The organism is Micromonospora sp. HNM0581 (assembly GCF_012726175.1).
Taxonomy (GTDB): Bacteria; Actinomycetota; Actinomycetes; order Mycobacteriales; family Micromonosporaceae; genus Micromonospora.
This window is the reverse complement of record NZ_JAASAD010000001.1, coordinates 181,888-198,089: the sequence shown is the minus strand read 5'-3', so window position 1 is coordinate 198,089 and position 16,202 is coordinate 181,888. Positions and strand designations below refer to the sequence as shown.

Sequence of the window (16,202 nt, the reverse complement as noted above, 5' to 3'; positions counted from 1 at the left end):
ATCGAGGGGACGGCCGTCGGGACAAGTCACCGAGGCCGGGCGAACCGGTGGGGGCGGGCGTGAGACGATCTGCTTGTGACGGCGACGCTTCTGGACGGCAAGGCGACCGCGGCCGAGATCAAGGACGAGCTGCGGGCGCGGGTCAAGGCACTGGCGGAACGGGGCACCGTGCCGGGACTCGGCACCGTGCTGGTCGGTTCCGATCCGGGCTCCCAGGCGTACGTGAACGGCAAGCACCGGGACTGCGCCGAGGTGGGCATCGCATCCATCCGTCGTGAGTTGCCGGCTGACGCCACCCAGGACCAGGTCGACGAGGTCGTCGCCGAGTTGAACGCCGATCCGGCCTGCCACGGCTACATCGTCCAGCTGCCCCTCCCGGCGCACCTGGACACCCAGCGGGTGCTGGAGTTGATCGACCCGGACAAGGACGCCGACGGACTGCACCCGGTCAACCTGGGACGGCTGGTGCTCGGCTACGACGCGCCGCTGCCCTGCACCCCCCGGGGTATCGTGGAACTGCTCCGGCGGCATGACGTGCCGCTGCGCGGTGCCACCGTGGCGGTGGTGGGCCGGGGCAACACCGTCGGCCGCCCGATGGGGCTGTTGCTCACCCGGCGCAGCGAGAACGCCACGGTTACCCTGTGTCACACCGGCACCCTCGACCTCGCGTCGCACACCCGGGCTGCTGACATCGTCGTCGTCGCGGCCGGCGTACCTGGCCTGCTGACCGCGGACATGATCAGCCCGGGCGCGGTGGTGGTCGACGTCGGGATCACCCGGGTGATCGGCACCGACGGCAAGGGGCGTTACACCGGCGACGTCGACCCCGAGGTGGGCGAGGTGGCCGGCAAGCTGGTCCCGATGCCCGGCGGCGTCGGTCCGATGACCCGCGCCATGTTGCTCAGCAATGTCGTCGAGCGGGCCGAACGCAGCTAGCGACGGCCACCACGTCACCCGGGGCTGGAAACGGGCGGCGGTGACGTTCACCCCATCCCGGCGATCGCCGCCAACCCTGGCAGGTCCGGTGCCAGGATGACTGATACGGTCCGGAAAACCGACTGGGATCAGGGAGTGGGACGACCATGGGTAAGAAGGTCACTGTCGTCGGGGCCGGCTTCTACGGCTCCACCACCGCGCAGCGCCTCGCTGAGTACGACGTCTTCGACACTGTCGTGATCACCGACATCGTGGAGGGCAAGCCGGCCGGGCTCGCGCTGGACCTCAACCAGTCACGGGCCGTCGAGGGTTTCGAGACCAAGCTCGTCGGTGTCACCACCGGTCCGAACGGCGAGGGCTACGAGGCGATCGAGGGCTCCGACGTGGTCGTCGTCACCGCCGGCCTGCCGCGTAAGCCGGGAATGAGCCGGATGGACCTGCTGGAGACCAATGCGAAGATTGTTCGCCAGGTCTCGGAGAACGTCGCGAAGTACGCACCGAGCGCTGTTGTCATCGTGGTGTCCAACCCGCTCGACGAGATGACCGCGCTGGCGCAGCTGGCCACCCAGTTCCCCCGGAACCGCGTCCTCGGCCAGGCGGGCATGCTGGACACGGCGCGGTTCACCAACTTCGTGGCGGAGGCACTCGGCGTACCGGTGAAGTCGGTACGCACCCTGACCCTCGGCTCGCACGGCGACACGATGGTTCCGGTTCCGTCCAGGAGCACCGTCGACGGCAAGCCGTTGCGGGACGTCATGTCGGCCGAACAGATCGAGGATCTGGTCGTCAAGACGCGCAACGGTGGTGCCGAGTTGGTGGCGCTGCTCAAGACGGGGTCGGCGTACTACGCCCCGTCGGCTGCCGCGGCCCGGATGGCCAGGGCCGTCGCGGAGGACTCCGGTGCGGTCATGCCGGTCTGCGCGTGGGTCGACGGTGAGTACGGCATCTCCGGTGTCTACCTGGGAGTGGAGGCCGAGATCGGCGCCCAGGGTGTCAAGCGCGTCGTGGAGACGGATCTCGACGCCGACGAACTGGCCGCGCTCAAGGAGGCCGCCGAGGCCGTCCGCGCCAAGCAGGCCGACGTCGCGGCCATGTGACCGCAACCGGCTGAGAGTCACGACCAAGAGGTTTGCGTCCAGGTCGCGCTGATCCTGGACGCAGACCTCTTGGTCATGTCGGCGCCGTACCGTCGAGCGTGGCGGTGATCAGGGTGGTCAGGCCGTCGAGGATGCGGGCCAGCCCGAACTCGTACGCCTGGTCGGGATTGTATGCGGCGTTCTGGGCGGCTCCCGCTGCGGCGCCGACCCGGACGGCGGTCGGGAACCGTCGCTCGTCGAGCACCTGGGCCAACAGGGGAGCGTTCGCAGTCCACCACTGTTCGTCGGTCCATGCGCTCTCCTGCTGCGCGGAGCGGGCCTCGGCCGACGAGCGGGCTGCGGCCCGGACGAAGTCGAGGACGTAGGTGAGCGCGGCGTCGCGAGTCACGTCGTCCAGCCCGGTGCCGTCGAAGGCACGCAGCTCGTACTCGTACTTGGTCATCTGGCCCGGACCGAGCGGTGGGCGGCCGGTGGCGACCTCGGCCGCCCATGGGTGAGCGGTGAACAGGGACCGGTTGTCAGCCGCTACTGCCGCCACCCGCGTCTGCCACGGCTCGCCGGAGCGGTCCGGCCTTTCCATGTTGGTGTAGATCAGGTCCAGCATCAGGTCGAGCAGTTCCGCTTTGCCCGGAACGTACGTGTAGAGGGTCATCGGTGCCACGCCGACCGCCTGGGCGAGCGCCCGCATGGTCACCGACTCCAGCCCTTCGGTGTCAGCCAGTTCGATCGCAACGGTCACGATCTCGTCGAGTGAGCGACCCTGGCGCGGGCCACGACGGGGGCCGTCGGTCTGTCGCCAGAGCAGGCGCAGGGTGTGGGCGGGGTCTCCGCCTCCGGTGCGGTGTTCGGACACCTCCCGATCTTCGCAGGTCACATCACCGTACGCAGTACGTAGTACAATGTACGGAGTTATCGTCTCCGTGCAGGGGGTAAAAGTGCACATCACCAAATCCGCGATCTCGCTGAACGTCGAGGACGTGTCGGCCTCGGCGGCCTTCGTCACGCAGCACTTCGACTTCCATGAGGAGATGTCCGCCGACGGCTTCGTCTCGCTCGCCCGGGACGGCGTCGGATTTAACCTGATCTTCCTGCGTACCGGGTTGGCTAGTCTCCAGCCGGAGAGCCTGCGCACGCAGCGGGCGCAGGGCCTGATCGTCGCCTTCGAGGTGGACGACATCGACGCCGAGTACGCCCGGCTCGTCGCCGCCGGGTTGCCGATCGCCACTCCGATCCAGACCGAGCCGTGGGGTGAGCGGTTCTTCCAGGTCGCCGACCCCAACGGAGTGATCCTTCAGGTGGTGCAGTGGGTACACGGGCCAGGAGAGGTCAGCTGAACCGATCCAGTACGCTCGTACTGCTTGAGCATGTCACCCGAGAGGAGCGCCGGCCGATGGCGAAGATCAAGGTAAACAACCCGGTCGTGGAGCTCGACGGCGACGAGATGACCCGGATCATCTGGAAGCAGATCCGGGAGCAGCTGATCCTGCCCTACCTCGACGTCGACCTGCACTACTACGACCTCTCGATCCAGCACCGCGACGCCACCGACGACCAGGTGACCGTCGACGCCGCCAACGCCATCAAGCAGCACGGCGTCGGCGTCAAGTGCGCCACCATCACCCCGGACGAGGCCCGGGTCGAGGAGTTCGGCCTGAAGAAGATGTGGCGCTCGCCCAACGGCACCATCCGGAACATCCTCGGCGGCGTCGTCTTCCGCGAGCCGATCATCATGTCCAACGTGCCCCGGCTGGTACCCGGCTGGACCAAGCCGATCATCATCGGCCGGCACGCCCACGGCGACCAGTACAAGGCCACCGACTTCGTGGTCCCCGGCCCGGGCACGGTGACCATCACCTACACGCCCGCCGACGGTTCGGCACCGGTCGAGATGGAGGTAGCCAACTTCCCCGGCGGCGGCATCGCCATGGGCATGTACAACTACGACGAGTCGATCCGGGACTTCGCCCGAGCCTCGTTCCGCTACGGCCTGGACCGCAACTACCCGGTCTACATGTCCACCAAGAACACCATCCTCAAGGCGTACGACGGCCGGTTCAAGGACATCTTCGCCGAGGTCTTCGACAACGAGTTCAAGGCCGAGTTCGACGCCGCCGGACTCACCTACGAGCACCGGCTCATCGACGACATGGTCGCCGCCGCGCTCAAGTGGGAGGGAGGATACGTCTGGGCCTGCAAGAACTACGACGGTGACGTGCAGTCCGACACCGTCGCGCAGGGCTTCGGCTCGCTCGGTCTGATGACCTCGGTCCTGCTGTCCCCCGACGGACGCACCGTCGAGGCGGAAGCCGCCCACGGCACCGTCACCAGGCACTACCGGCAGTGGCAGAAGGGCGAGAAGACCTCCACCAACCCGATTGCCTCGATCTATGCCTGGACCCGTGGACTCGCTCACCGGGGCAAGCTGGACGGCACCCCGGCGGTCACCGAGTTCGCCGACACCCTGGAACAGGTCATCGTCGACACCGTCGAGAGCGGCCAGATGACCAAGGACCTTGCGCTGCTGATCTCACGCGACGCGCCGTGGCAGACCACCGACGAGTTCATGAACACGCTCGACGAGAACCTGGCACGTCGCCTCGCCGCCTGAGCCCCACCGTGATTGACCGAGCCCGCCGAACCGAGCGTCGGCGGGCTCGGTGTTTCCGACGACCGCAACGCGGCATGTCGCGACAGGACGCGCCGACCAGCGTCACCTCGTCCGGCGCGCCTCGTTGACCTGGGTGGACGAGATGCCAGTCCCGTCCCGGAAGGTTGACCGTCGCCGCCGCGCGGTGCGCGTGCCCAGCAGCCAGCCTTCCCGGCTGTCGAGTACAGCCAGCCGTCCCTTCCCCGCGGGGGGCCCTGTCCCGGGCCCCCCGCGCCCTGCTGTCCAGCGCGTAGAACAGGGGACCGCGGTCACACCGCGCGCAACAGATCGGCGGCCCGTTCCGGGGCGATGTCGTTGATGAAAACGCCCATCGCCGACTCCGAGCCGGCCAGGTACTTCAGCTTGTCCTCCGCCCGCCGGATGCTGAACAACTGCAGGTGCAGGTGCCCCAGTCCACGTTCGACATGGACCGGTACCTGGTGCCAGGCAGCAACGTAGGGCATGGGCGTGTCGAACAACCCGTCGAAGCGGCGTAGCAGGTCCAGGTAGAGCGGCCCGAACGCGTCGCGTTCCGCGTCGGTGAGCGCCGGAAGATCGGGCACCGCCCGGTGCGGTGCGACGTGCACCTCGAACGGCCAGCGGGCAGCTGCCGGGACGTACGCCGTCCAGTGCCGGTTCGTCGTCACCACCCGCTCGCCGGAGGCGCGTTCAGCGGCCAGGACGTCGGCGTAGAGATTGCCACCACCGGTGCGCTCGGCATGCCGGCGGGCCGCACCCAGCAGCGACCGGGTCCGAGGAGTGACGAACGGGTACGCGTAGATCTGTCCGTGCGGATGGTGCAGAGTCACCCCGATCTCCACACCCCGGTTCTCGAAACAGAACACCTGCTCGACACCGGGCAGCCCGCCGAGCACAGCCGTCCGGTCGGCAAGCGCGTCCAACACGGTACGCACCCGGCGCGGCGGCAACGCGGCGAAGCAGGCGTCGTGGTCGTCGGTGAAGCAGACGACCTCACAGCGCCCCTGTCCCGGTCGGGCGGCGGTGAACGGGGTGATGGCGGCCGGTTCCGCTACCACCCGCTCACTGAGCGCCGGGAAGCGGTTCTCGAAGACCGCGACAGCGTACTCCGGGGCCGGAATCTCGCTGAGCCGCTGCGGTGTCGAGGGGCAGAGCGGACACTGCTCGGCCGGAGGGAGAAAAGTGCGGGTCTGTCGGTGCACCGCCAGCGCCACCCACTCGTCGGTGAGTGGGTCGTAGCGCAGCTGGGAGGCGGGTGGGGGAGGCGGCAACGGACGGCGATCCGGCTGGTCCCGGACGGCGTCGTCGCACTCGTCGAAGTAGATCAGCTCGCGGCCGTCGGCCAAACTGATCGACGTACGTTTCATCGTGGTGTCCCGCCTGTGGCGACCGGGACGACGATCAGTTTGCCAACCGGTCGGTGAGTAGTCGTCGAGCCCCCGGCACCCTGGCCCGGGATCAGAGCGCCGGCAGACGGGGTTCCACCCAACCGGTCTCGGTCAGATGGTGGATGATCCGCTGCACCGCCTCGTCGACAGTGAGGTCCGTGGTGTCCAGCACCAGCTCCGCGTCGGTCGGTTCCTCGTACGGGTCGTCGACGCCGGTCATCCCGGTGAGCAGCCCCGCCCGGGCCCGCGCGTACAGGCCCTTGCGGTCGCGTCGCTCGCAGACCTCCAGCGGAGTGGCGACGTGCACCAGCACGAATCCGGCGCCCGCCGCCACCGCCATCTCCCGGGCCGCCCCCCGGGCCTGGGCGTACGGGGCGATCGGGCAGCAGATGCCGATCCCGTGGTGCCGGGCGATCTCGGCGGCGACCCACCCGATCCGCCGCACGTTGGTGTCCCGATCGGCCTTGCTGAAGCCCAGCCCGGCGGTCAACTCGCGGCGCACCACGTCGCCGTCGAGCAACGTGACGGTGCGTTCGCCCTCCTCGCGCAGCGCGTCGGCGAGCCCTCGGGCGACCGTCGACTTGCCGGAACCGGAGAGCCCGGTGAGGAAGACGACCAGGCCGCGATGCCGCCGAGGGGGCCGGGCCCGGCTCAACTCTTTCGCCACTGCCGGCGGGGTGTGCCACTCGGGCAGCGGGAAACCGCGGTCCAGCAGGTCCTCGATCTCGGCCTGGCTCAGCGCCAGCCGCCGGTTCCGGGGTGGAATGTCGTCTCGCCAGCGCCACTGGCCGTCCCGGTTGTCGTAGGCCAGCTCACGGGGCACCAGGACCCGTAGCCCGGCCCCGGAGAGCATCTCGCCGGTGGAGAGCAGGTGGGTGACGCCGTACGCGGCGGAGACCCGGGCCAGCAGCAGCGCGTCACTTATCTCGTCGCGTCGCCGGGAGAACGGCACGGCGACCAGGGTTGCCGGTGGCATTCGGTCCCGAGCTGCGAAAACGCTGCGAACAAGCGCTTCCGGTGGTAATTCGGCGCGGCCGTCCTCGCCCACTGGAACCATGATCAACAGGTGGGCGCTCAGGGTACGGACGGCGTGCGCGATCTGCGCCAACTGCGGCCGGTGCAGCGGGCGGTCGGCGACCACCCCGAGCACCCGACCCGGTGGCAGCAACGCACGCACCTCCTCGGGGGTACGCCGCAACCGCTGGAACGGACCATGACCGCCGTCGCCCAGCCGGTGCACGGTGCCGCCCACCCCGGACACCTGGTCGCGGATCGTCCAGACGTCAGCCACCTCCAACGCCGCCATCGGCGCGCCCTCGCTGTCGGTCAGTACCAGCGTCCGGCGGCCCGGATCGGTGACGTCGAGCAGCTTCGCAGTCATCGCGGGCACCTGAAGGGTGACGGCGACAGGCCACGGGGTGCCGTCGACCAACTGGCCCCGACGGCTGACCGACACCAGGTCGGCCCGCGTCATGAACCCCGTCAGCGGCGCGTACGCCCCGATCAGCAGTAGCTCAAGATCCGCGAGCTCACCGGGACGCGGTGTATACGTCGGTGCCTCACGCAGCACCTCGTCGGGCAGCACCCACCCGTTGCTCATCAGACCCCCAACTCCGGCGACCGGCACACAGTTTCGCAGCCGGTCGCCGTTCGGTCGAGAGCACCACCATGCCCGTCAGGTCACTGATGCCGACGGTACGGCCCGCCGACCCGCCCCACGGGGTCGTACCCGCCCGACCTCAGCCCAGCTCGGCCGCACCGAACGAGACCGCGAAGCGTTTGCACCAGATGGAGACGCTGGTCAGGTCGGCGAGCTCGACATCGTTCGGGATCGAGTAGCCCTGGTCGCCGCGATTACCCTTGAGCCGACCCAACTCGACCCAACGGCCGTCGTCGAACACGTGCCACCCCTCCCGGCCCTCGATCACCGGCTGGTCGGTCAGCCAAACCCGCAGGTCAGGGCCGTTGGAGGTGTCCAGCCCGATCAGTTCCAGCCGGTGCTGACCGTCGGCGGTGCGCACGATCCGCGCACTACCCGAGGTGTCGTGTTCGTGACTGACGAACTCACCGGAACCGACCAGGGCCGCCGTGGCAGGCTCGGTGGCCGCCGGGGACGCCGGCGTGCCGGAACCGGCCGGCGCCGCCGAGCTGGGCGGTGCGCCCGAGTCGGCCGGTGCGCCGGAACCGGCCGGGGTCGCGACAGTCGTCAGACGCTCGGCCACCTCGGCGTCGCTCAGCAGCTTCCACGGTTGAAACCAGTACAGACCGAAGGCCGAGCCGGCGGCCAGAACGGTTACCGCGATCCACGTCAGCGGGGTACGAAACAGGCGGCGACTGAGCATGCGACCAGTCTTTCCTGGCTGACGTGCCATGTCAGCCAGAAAGACCTTACGAAAGACGAACCGATCACCGGTGCCACGGCCGAGCCGTCCGCCCCGGTGCGCCCGGCGGCGGTCGCCCGGCACGTGACCGGTCCTCCCTAGGGGAAGAGGCGAACCGGTATCAGGGGAAACGGGGGCCGTTCCGGAGCGCGGAGCATTGTCCGGCGGCCCTAGGCTGACGACGTGACACTGATCGCAACCGAGTCGTTGACGAAGGTCTACGGCGGCGAGGTCACCGCACTGGCCGATCTCACGGTCGCGGTGGAACCAGGGATCGTCGGTCTGGTCGGCGCCAACGGTGCCGGCAAGTCGACCCTGATCAAGCTGCTGCTCGGCCTGCTCACCCCCACCCACGGCCGGATACGGGTGCTGGGCCTGGATCCGACCACCGACACGGCGGCGGTACGGGCCCGGGTCGGTTACATGCCCGAGCACGACTGCCTACCGCCCGACCTTTCCGCCGCCGAACTGGTCACCCATCTGGGACGGATCAGCGGCCTACCGCGCACGGTCGCCCGGGAACGGGCCTCCGAGGCGCTGCGCCACGTCGGTCTGCACGAGGAACGCCACCGACCGGTGGGCGGCTACTCCACCGGCATGAAGCAGCGGGTGAAGCTCGCCCAGGCGCTGGTGCACGATCCCGACCTGTTGCTGCTCGACGAGCCCACCAACGGTCTCGACCCGGCGGGCCGGGACGCGATGCTCGCCCTGGTGCAACGGATCGGCACCGAGTTCGGCATCTCCGTACTTGTCTGCTCGCACCTGCTCGGCGAGGTCGAGCGGATCTGCGACACCCTGGTCGCCATCGAGGGTGGGCGGCTGCTGCGGGCCGACCACATCGCCGCCATGACCTCGGCAACCGACATGCTCGCGGTCGAGGTCAGCGAGGGCACCGAGGCGTTGGCCATCCGACTGGCCGCGCTCGACCTGCCGGTCAGCCGGGAGGGCCGGCTGCTGCTGGTGCCGCTGGCCGACCAGGGCACCTACGACCTGATCCTCGGTGCGGTGGCCGAGCTGGACCTGCCCCTGCATCGGCTGGACCAGCGCCGACACCGGGTGGCCGAGCTCTTCGCCCGGAGGGAGAACAGCCATGTCTGAGCCGACCGGCGTCATCCACGACATCGGCTACCAGCGCTACACCGGCCCCCGGCTCGGCCGCGGGCACGTCTTCGGCGCGCTGTACCTGCACGGCGTGCGGACCGCCTTCGGGCTGGGGCGCAGCGCCAAAGCGAAGATCTTCCCCTGGCTGGTGGTCGGCATCGTCCTGATGGTGGCCGCCTCGGTCACCGCGATCAGTAGCCAGCTCGGCGAGCAAATCATCACGTACGCCCAGTTCGCCGACGCGATGAGCTGGCTGGTCATCTTCTTCGTCGCGGTGGCCGCACCCGAGCTGGTCTCCCGGGACCTGCGCAGCGGTGTACTGCCGCTGTACTTCTCCCGACCCCTGCCCCACGCCGACTATCCACTGGCCAAACTGCTCGCACTGGTCACCGCGCTCTTCCTGCTGCTCGGCGCGCCGCAGCTGCTGATGTTCCTCGGTGCGGCGTTCAGCGCCGCCGGCATGGGCGCGGTCTGGGACGAACTGCTCGACCTGCTGCCCGGGCTGCTCTACGCCGGGCTGTGGGCGGTGGTGTTCGCCTCGGTCGGCCTGCTGATTGCCTCGTTCACCGGGAAACGAGCCTTCGCCGCAGGCGGGATCGTGGCCGTGTTCCTGATGACCACGCCGATCGTCGGCATCCTGTCGGTGCTGCCCTCGCATACGGCGAACCAACTGTCCGGCATCGCCTCACCACCCACGCTGGTGCAGGGCGTCGGAATCTGGACGATGCACGACCTGCTCATCACCGACCCCGACGGCCCCGGCGTCGACCTCGGCCCCTTCGGCCCGTTGTACGCGCTCGCCGCCGTCGCGCTCGTCGCCGGCTGCGTCGCCCTGCTGCTGGCCCGCTACGAGAAGGTGGCCGCACGATGACCACGACGACTCCCACCAAGCCGACGGCCACCGCCGCCAGCACCCTCGACCTCACGGAGGTCTCCCGCTGGTACGGAAACGTGGTCGCGGTCAACAACGTCAACATGAACCTAGGGCCAGGGGTGACCGGACTGCTCGGCCCCAACGGCGCGGGTAAGACCACCCTGCTGCACATGATGGCCGGCTTCCTCACCCCGTCTAAGGGGCAGGTGACCCTGGACGGTCAACCCACCTGGCGTAACCCGGCGGTCTATCGCCGGCTCGGTCTGGTCAGCGAACGGGAGGCGGTACACAGCTTCCTGACCGCGTACGAGTTCGTGCTGGCCACCGCGAAGCTGCACCGGCTGTCGGACCCGAGGGCAGCGGCCCGCCGCGCGATCGACCTGGTCGAGTTGTCCGCCGCGCAGGACCGCCAGATCGGCACGTACTCCAAGGGCATGCGCCAGCGCACCCGGGTCGCGGCGGCGCTGGTGCACGACCCGCAGGTACTGCTGCTGGACGAGCCGTTCAACGGCATGGATCCGCGCCAGCGGCTGCACATGATGGAGCTACTGCACTCCCTCGGCGACGCGGGCCGCACGATCCTGTTCAGCTCGCACATCCTGGAGGAAGTCGAGCAGGTCTCCGGCACGGTCCAGGTGATGGTCGCCGGTCGGCTCGCCGCCTCCGGCGACTTCCGAACCATCCGGCGGCTGATGACCAATCGGCCGCACGTGTTCGCCATCCGCTCCACCGACGACCGGGCGTTGGCCGTCGCGCTGATCGCCGAGACCTCCGTCAGCGGGGTCGAGTTGGGACGCGACGGCCTGACCGTGCGCGCAGGCGACTACGGCGCCTTCACCCGGATGCTGCCGAAGGTCGCCCTGGCCCGCGGCGTACGGGTCCAGCAACTGGTGCCCGAGGACGAATCCCTGGAAAGTGTCTTCTCCTACCTGGTGGAGGCCTGATGTCCACTGTCTCCTGGATCACCGTGCGTGGCCTGTTCGGGCGTCGCCGGTTCCTGCTACTGCTCCCGCTGCCGGTACTGCTCGTGGGGCTGGCCGTGCTCTCCCGGGGGCTCGGAGTCGATCCCACCGACTGGGGTCCGCCGGTACTGGTCGGCCTCGGGCTGGCCGTGGTGCTGCCGGTCGTCGCACTGATCGTCGGCACCGGTGTGCTCGGAGCCGAGATCGACGACGGGACGGTGGTGCACGTGCTCACCACGCCGCTGCCCCGCTGGCAGATCGTACTTCCGAAGCTGGCCGTCGCGGCCGGGGTCACCGCGGTCAGCGTCGCGGTCCCCCTGTTCGCTGCGGGCCTGCTGGCCGACTCGGTACGCCTCGGCGTGGCGCTGGCCGTCGCCGCAACGATCGGTGCGCTGGCCTACACGGCGTTGTTCGTGGCAGCCAGCCTGCTCACCCGTCGACCGGTGCTGCTCGGGCTGGTCTACGTACTGATCTGGGAAGGTCTGCTCAGCAACGTGGTAAGCGGTACCCGGGTGCTGTCGATCCAGCACTACGTGATCGCCCTGGCCGACCGGCTCGCCCCGACGAACCTGCTCGGCACCACCGTGTCCGTGTCGGTGGCCATGGCGATGACCACCCTCGTCATCGTCGCCACCACCCTTCTCTCCATCGACCGCCTACGCTCCTTCTCCGTAGCCGGCGAAACCAGCTGAGGCGCGAGGAAAGGCACCGGTTCGGGCCCCTTCCCGGCGAGCAGCTACGTGCAGGCAACGGTCACCGATCGCGGCTGGTCGAGTCGTTCGTGGTCGAGCAGCCAACGTTTCACCGGCAGCCCCCAGCGGTAGCCGCCGAGCGTGCCGTCGGTGCGTAGCACCCGATGGCAGGGGACGAAGAGCGCAGCGGCGTTACGGGCGCAGGCCGCTGCGGCGGCGCGTACCGCGGTGGGACTGCCGGCGAGAGTGGCGTACTCGGTGTAGGTGACCGGGACGCCCGGTTCGACGTTGCGTAACACCTGCCAGGCATGTGACATGAACGCCCCGCCGGTGTGCTGTTCCACCGGGACGTCGTCGATCGCGGCGAGGTCACCGCCGAGGTAGCTGGCGACGGCTGCGGTGACCGGACCGAGGTCCGGCCGGTGTCGCGGCTCGCCGCGCAGCCTCGGATGTACGAGCGGAAGCAGGTTCGCCGGGTCGGCGGTGAAGCCCGATGCCCGTACCGTGCCGTCGGGGCCGACGAGGACGGTGAACGGCCCGATGGGGGTGTCGACGACCGTACTGTCGATGATGCTGCTCATACGGCTCTCCATGGTCTGGTGGCGGCCTACCCAGCAGAACACGGGCGGGCGGTCGGTCGGGTTCGGGGTGGAGCAGGTGGGGCTCACGCCGGTCGCCAAAGGCGGATCACGGCGTACGACCGCCAGGGCCGCCAGCGGACGGCGTACTCGTCGAGGGCTTTGGGGTTGTCGGTGAGGCCGACGGCGGCGGCGCCCCGACGTAGCGCGAGGTCGGTGGGGAGAAAGGTGTCGGGGTCGCCGAGCGCACGCATGGCCAGGTAGCCGGCGGTCCAGGCGCCGATCCCAGCAATCGCGGTGAGCCGGCGCGCCGTCTCCTCACGGTCGCCACCCGACTCCAGGTCAAGCTCACCGTCCGCGACCGCCCGCGCCACCGCCCGGATCGTCTCGCGCCGGCTGCCCGGCATCCGGAATCCTTCATCCGCCACCCTGAGCACCTCCTCCGCGGTGGCGAACCCGCGTAGCACGCCACCTGGCGATGCTTGCCGTCGACCAGCAGCGTCGCACCGAGCGGAAGTGCGCTCCGCGACCGGAACGCCTCGGTCGACCGCGCCGGTGTGAGCGAGGAGACGGACGAGGGCGGTGCGAGCGGAGGCCAGGGAGACCTGCTGGGTGGCGATGGCGCGGACGGCCATCTCGAAGCCGTCCACCGCACGTGGAACCCGCACGCCGGGCTCGGCCGCCACCGTCGCGGCCAACGCCGGATCAGCGGCAAGTGTCTGGTCGACGGCGACCGGATCCGCGTCGAGATCGAACAGGCGCCGGCACCGGGAAACGGCGGGCGCCAGGTCGCGCAGGTCGGTCAGGCGCAGCGTCGCCGCAACATGACTGCCCGCCGGGGTCAGCGTGACCTCTGCGGGGCCGTGTGGCAACCGCAACCCTCGTCGGTACGTCCCGTCGACCACCTCGTCGACTCCGGGCAGGGCGCGCCGGGCGAGGAAGTCGAGCAGCGCGGCGGCGTGCAGCGGCGGCCGGTACGCCAGCCGCAGCGTGACGGTACCCGCGCCGCCGACCGTCAGGTCGTTCCCGGTACGCAACTGCGACGGCGGTGCGCCGTAGACCGTGCGTACGGTGTCGTTGAACTGCCGGACGCTGCCGAACCCGGCGGCGAACGCGATCTCGGCCAGGCCCAGCCCGGTCGTCTCGATCAGGGTGCGGGCGGTCTGCGCCCGCTGAGCCCTGGCCAGGGCGAGCGGCCCTGCGCCGAGTTCCGCCCGCAGCATCCGGTGCAGGTGGCGTTCGGTGTAGCCGAGCCGGGCGGCCAGCCCGGGTACCCCGTCGCGGTCGACCACCCCGTCGGCGATCAGTCGCATCGCCCGGCCCACCACGTCGGCCCGTACGTCCCACTGGGGTGAGCCGGGGGCGGCGTCCGGGCGGCAGCGACGGCAGGCGCGTAGCCCGGCCCGCTGAGCGGCCGCCGACGACGGGAAGAACCGCACGTTCCGCCGCTTCGGGGTCATCGCCGGACATGACGGCCGGCAGTAGATTCCGGTCGAGGTGACGCCGGTGTAGAACCAGCCGTCGAACCGCTGGTCACGGCTGTCGACGGCCCGGTAACACCGTTCGAAGTCCAGTTCCACGTCACCGATGATGCGCCCGTTGCCACCCACCCCGCTCGCGGAATTCGGACCACACCCTCTCCCTCGCCGACCATGCACTTGTGGTGTCCGGACGATCAGCTGATGACCTGTTCTTCGCCAACCATGACTGCATGATCGCCGAAGGGGACGGTGGGCAGGGGCGGAACTGTCGGTTGTGGTGGGTAGCGTGCGGCCACCAACTCCAGAAGGGTGCGGCAATGGTAAGCGTGGCGGGGCGGGCGGCGTCAGGACACGAGCACCCACCACTCGACCCGACAGCGGTCCAGCACTTCTATCGCCGGATGCGCGCCGTAGCTCCGGCCGCGGTCGGGGCCATCGAGCGGGACCGCGCCGATGATCCGGTTCGCGCCTTCGGTGACACCGCCAGCGGTCGGCTGGTCGGTTCGCTCGACGGGGCCGGGGTGCGCGCGCTCGGGATGTGGGTGCACCACTGGTGCATGCGCTTCTACGACGACGACACCGGCGCCGCACTGCGGCTGCTGCGGCAGATCGCAGCTCGCCCGGCCCTGGGCTGGACGGCCGACGAGGTCCACTGGATGCTCGGCGAGTCACAACACGCCCCGCCCGGCGTGGACTCCCGCTTCACCCTGCCGCTCGCCGCCGCCGCCGAGTTTCCCCCCGGCGTCCTGCGGATCGACCTGCTGGTGCCCTGTCAAGCGGAGCCGCAGCACGACCGATGACGCCTGCCGTGGCGCCAACTCGGCGTCGGCGGTCCGGCGCCGCCGTTGCTCGGCGCGCCGCCGGGCCGGCCACCCAACTCGACGTCGAGCCCGAGGCCGCATCGACGCCTGATCGAGCCTGCCTGCCGGCAGCCGGGCGGTACCGGCGTAAGCTGGCTCGTCGTGAGTCTCACCATCGGCATCGTCGGCCTGCCCAACGTGGGCAAGAGCACCCTGTTCAACGCGCTGACCAAGAACGACGTGCTCGCCGCGAACTACCCGTTCGCGACGATCGAGCCCAACGTCGGTGTGGTCGGGCTGCCGGACGAGCGGCTACACAAGCTCGCCGAGATCTTCGCCTCGCAGAAGGTGATCCCCGCACCGGTGTCGTTCGTCGACATCGCCGGCCTGGTGCGCGGTGCCTCTAAGGGGCAGGGGCGGGGCAACGCGTTCCTGGCCAACATCCGCGACGCCTCGGCGATCTGCCAGGTGGTGCGGGCCTTCTCCGACCCGAACGTGGTGCACGTCGACGGCAAGGTCTCACCGGCCGACGACATCGAGACGATCAACACCGAGCTGATCCTCGCCGATCTCCAGACGCTGGAGAAGGCGCTGCCCCGGCTGGAAAAGGAAGCCAAGCTCCGCAAGGACCGGGCCGCCGCGGTGGCCGCCGCGAAGGCCGCCGTCGAGGTGCTGGACAGCGGCACCACCCTGTACGCGGGTGCGGCAGCTGCCAGGATCGAGCTTGAGCATCTGCGCGAGCTGCACCTGCTCACCACCAAGCCGTTCCTCTACGTCTTCAACGTCGACGAAGCCGAGCTGAACAACGCCGAGTTCCTCGACGAACTTCGGGCGCTCGTGGCGCCGGCCGAAGCGGTCTTCATGGATGCCAAGATCGAGTCTGAGTTGGTGGACCTGCCCGAGGATGAGGCCAGGGAGCTGCTCGAGTCGATCGGGCAGGCCGAACCGGGGCTGGACCAACTGGTCCGGGTGGGGTTCCGCACGCTCGGGCTCCAGACGTACCTCACCGCCGGCCCCAAGGAGGCGCGGGCCTGGACCGTGCCGATCGGCGCGACCGCCCCGGAAGCCGCCGGAGTGATCCACTCCGACTTCCAACGCGGCTTCATCAAGGCCGAGGTGGTTTCCTACACCGACCTCGTCGAGGCTGGCTCGATGGCCGCGGCGAAGGCGGCGGGCAAGGTCCGCATCGAGGGCAAGGAGTACGTCATGCAGGACGGCGACGTCGTCGAGTTCCGCTTCAACGTCTGAGGCGCCCGGGCTGCTACTCCGGTCCTCGCGCTGACGCC

Annotated in this window: 16 protein-coding genes; 10 read left to right on the top strand and 6 right to left on the bottom strand. The window is 69.7% G+C overall.

The genetic code is table 11. From position 1 onward, the window contains the following. Positions 1–75: 75 nt before the first annotated feature. A complete protein-coding gene (locus HCA58_RS00900) occupies positions 76–936 on the top strand; it encodes a bifunctional methylenetetrahydrofolate dehydrogenase/methenyltetrahydrofolate cyclohydrolase (RefSeq protein ID WP_169595816.1) in 861 nt (286 codons plus the stop codon). 146 nt (positions 937–1,082) lie between these two features. Then, on the top strand, positions 1,083–2,033 hold the full coding sequence (locus HCA58_RS00895) for a malate dehydrogenase (RefSeq protein WP_169595815.1): 951 nt from the start codon (positions 1,083–1,085) through the stop codon (positions 2,031–2,033). Between the two features lie 73 nt (positions 2,034–2,106). On the opposite strand, the gene HCA58_RS00890 is transcribed toward HCA58_RS00895, so the two are convergent. Further along, a complete protein-coding gene (locus HCA58_RS00890; RefSeq protein ID WP_346775832.1) occupies positions 2,107–2,886 on the bottom strand; it encodes a TetR/AcrR family transcriptional regulator in 780 nt (259 codons plus the stop codon). Between the two features lie 82 nt (positions 2,887–2,968). Here HCA58_RS00890 and HCA58_RS00885 point away from each other — a divergent pair, with 82 nt between their 5' ends. Further along, on the top strand, positions 2,969–3,367 hold the full coding sequence (locus tag HCA58_RS00885; RefSeq protein ID WP_169596142.1) for a VOC family protein: 399 nt from the start codon (positions 2,969–2,971) through the stop codon (positions 3,365–3,367). Positions 3,368–3,423: 56 nt separating this feature from the next. Beyond that, positions 3,424–4,641 (top strand): NADP-dependent isocitrate dehydrogenase, encoded by a 1,218-nt coding sequence (locus tag HCA58_RS00880; protein WP_169595813.1) that lies wholly within the window; start codon positions 3,424–3,426, stop codon positions 4,639–4,641. A 308-nt stretch (positions 4,642–4,949) separates the two neighbouring features. On the opposite strand, the gene galT is transcribed toward HCA58_RS00880, so the two are convergent. The 3 genes from galT to HCA58_RS00865 all read right to left on the bottom strand — a co-directional run bounded on the left by galT (position 4,950) and on the right by HCA58_RS00865 (position 8,389). After that, positions 4,950–6,026 (bottom strand): galactose-1-phosphate uridylyltransferase, encoded by a 1,077-nt coding sequence (gene galT / locus HCA58_RS00875; protein WP_169595812.1) that lies wholly within the window; start codon positions 6,024–6,026, stop codon positions 4,950–4,952. Positions 6,027–6,117: 91 nt separating this feature from the next. After that, positions 6,118–7,647 carry an adenylyl-sulfate kinase gene (gene cysC, locus HCA58_RS00870; RefSeq protein ID WP_169595811.1) on the bottom strand — a complete coding sequence of 510 codons (1,530 nt, stop codon included), beginning with the start codon at positions 7,645–7,647 and terminating at the stop codon, positions 6,118–6,120. A gap of 139 nt (positions 7,648–7,786) precedes the next feature. Beyond that, positions 7,787–8,389, bottom strand: a complete 603-nt coding sequence (locus HCA58_RS00865; protein WP_169595810.1) for a DM13 domain-containing protein — start codon at positions 8,387–8,389, stop codon at positions 7,787–7,789. Positions 8,390–8,611: 222 nt separating this feature from the next. Between HCA58_RS00865 and HCA58_RS00860 the strand changes: the two genes are divergently transcribed. From HCA58_RS00860 to HCA58_RS00845, 4 genes are read left to right on the top strand one after another with little or no spacing between them, the layout of a single operon-like run. Further along, complete coding sequence (locus HCA58_RS00860) at positions 8,612–9,526, top strand: ABC transporter ATP-binding protein (protein ID WP_169595809.1); 915 nt, start codon at positions 8,612–8,614, stop codon at positions 9,524–9,526. After that, entirely contained in the window at positions 9,519–10,400 is an 882-nt protein-coding gene (locus HCA58_RS00855) for an ABC transporter permease (protein WP_169595808.1), read from the top strand. Before HCA58_RS00860 ends, HCA58_RS00855 begins: the two co-directional genes overlap by 8 nt. Then, positions 10,397–11,347 carry an ABC transporter ATP-binding protein gene (locus HCA58_RS00850; RefSeq protein WP_169595807.1) on the top strand — a complete coding sequence of 317 codons (951 nt, stop codon included), beginning with the start codon at positions 10,397–10,399 and terminating at the stop codon, positions 11,345–11,347. Before HCA58_RS00855 ends, HCA58_RS00850 begins: the two co-directional genes overlap by 4 nt. Next, positions 11,347–12,057, top strand: a complete 711-nt coding sequence (locus HCA58_RS00845) for an ABC transporter permease (protein WP_169595806.1) — start codon at positions 11,347–11,349, stop codon at positions 12,055–12,057. Before HCA58_RS00850 ends, HCA58_RS00845 begins: the two co-directional genes overlap by 1 nt. 44 nt (positions 12,058–12,101) lie before the next feature. Here HCA58_RS00845 and HCA58_RS00840 read toward each other — a convergent pair whose 3' ends face one another. Both HCA58_RS00840 and HCA58_RS00835 read right to left on the bottom strand, forming a co-directional pair. Continuing rightward, on the bottom strand, positions 12,102–12,638 hold the full coding sequence (locus HCA58_RS00840; protein WP_205807220.1) for a methylated-DNA--[protein]-cysteine S-methyltransferase: 537 nt from the start codon (positions 12,636–12,638) through the stop codon (positions 12,102–12,104). Positions 12,639–12,721: 83 nt separating this feature from the next. After that, positions 12,722–14,215 (bottom strand): AlkA N-terminal domain-containing protein, encoded by a 1,494-nt coding sequence (locus HCA58_RS00835; protein ID WP_169595804.1) that lies wholly within the window; start codon positions 14,213–14,215, stop codon positions 12,722–12,724. 218 nt (positions 14,216–14,433) lie between these two features. On the opposite strand from HCA58_RS00835, the gene HCA58_RS00830 reads away from it, so the two are divergent. Together HCA58_RS00830 and ychF are read left to right on the top strand one after the other, a co-directional pair. Then, positions 14,434–14,916 (top strand): hypothetical protein, encoded by a 483-nt coding sequence (locus tag HCA58_RS00830; protein WP_169595803.1) that lies wholly within the window; start codon positions 14,434–14,436, stop codon positions 14,914–14,916. A 162-nt stretch (positions 14,917–15,078) separates the two neighbouring features. Further along, positions 15,079–16,164, top strand: coding sequence for a redox-regulated ATPase YchF (gene ychF, locus HCA58_RS00825; RefSeq protein ID WP_169595802.1), 1,086 nt, complete (start codon positions 15,079–15,081; stop codon positions 16,162–16,164). The last annotated feature ends 38 nt before the right edge of the window (positions 16,165–16,202 follow it).

Bases quoted from the DNA above. Each gene is read 5' to 3' on its own strand.
- HCA58_RS00895 (WP_169595815.1), top strand. From the start codon at position 1,083: ATGGGTAAGAAGGTCACTGTCGTCGGGGCCGGCTTCTACGGCTCCACC.
- HCA58_RS00880 (WP_169595813.1), top strand. From the start codon at position 3,424: ATGGCGAAGATCAAGGTAAACAACCCGGTCGTGGAGCTCGACGGCGAC.
- galT (WP_169595812.1), bottom strand. From the start codon at position 6,026: ATGAAACGTACGTCGATCAGTTTGGCCGACGGCCGCGAGCTGATCTAC.
- cysC (WP_169595811.1), bottom strand. From the start codon at position 7,647: ATGAGCAACGGGTGGGTGCTGCCCGACGAGGTGCTGCGTGAGGCACCG.
- HCA58_RS00865 (WP_169595810.1), bottom strand. From the start codon at position 8,389: ATGCTCAGTCGCCGCCTGTTTCGTACCCCGCTGACGTGGATCGCGGTA.
- HCA58_RS00855 (WP_169595808.1), top strand. From the start codon at position 9,519: ATGTCTGAGCCGACCGGCGTCATCCACGACATCGGCTACCAGCGCTAC.
- HCA58_RS00850 (WP_169595807.1), top strand. From the start codon at position 10,397: ATGACCACGACGACTCCCACCAAGCCGACGGCCACCGCCGCCAGCACC.
- HCA58_RS00845 (WP_169595806.1), top strand. From the start codon at position 11,347: ATGTCCACTGTCTCCTGGATCACCGTGCGTGGCCTGTTCGGGCGTCGC.
- HCA58_RS00840 (WP_205807220.1), bottom strand. From the start codon at position 12,638: ATGAGCAGCATCATCGACAGTACGGTCGTCGACACCCCCATCGGGCCG.
- HCA58_RS00830 (WP_169595803.1), top strand. From the start codon at position 14,434: ATGGTAAGCGTGGCGGGGCGGGCGGCGTCAGGACACGAGCACCCACCA.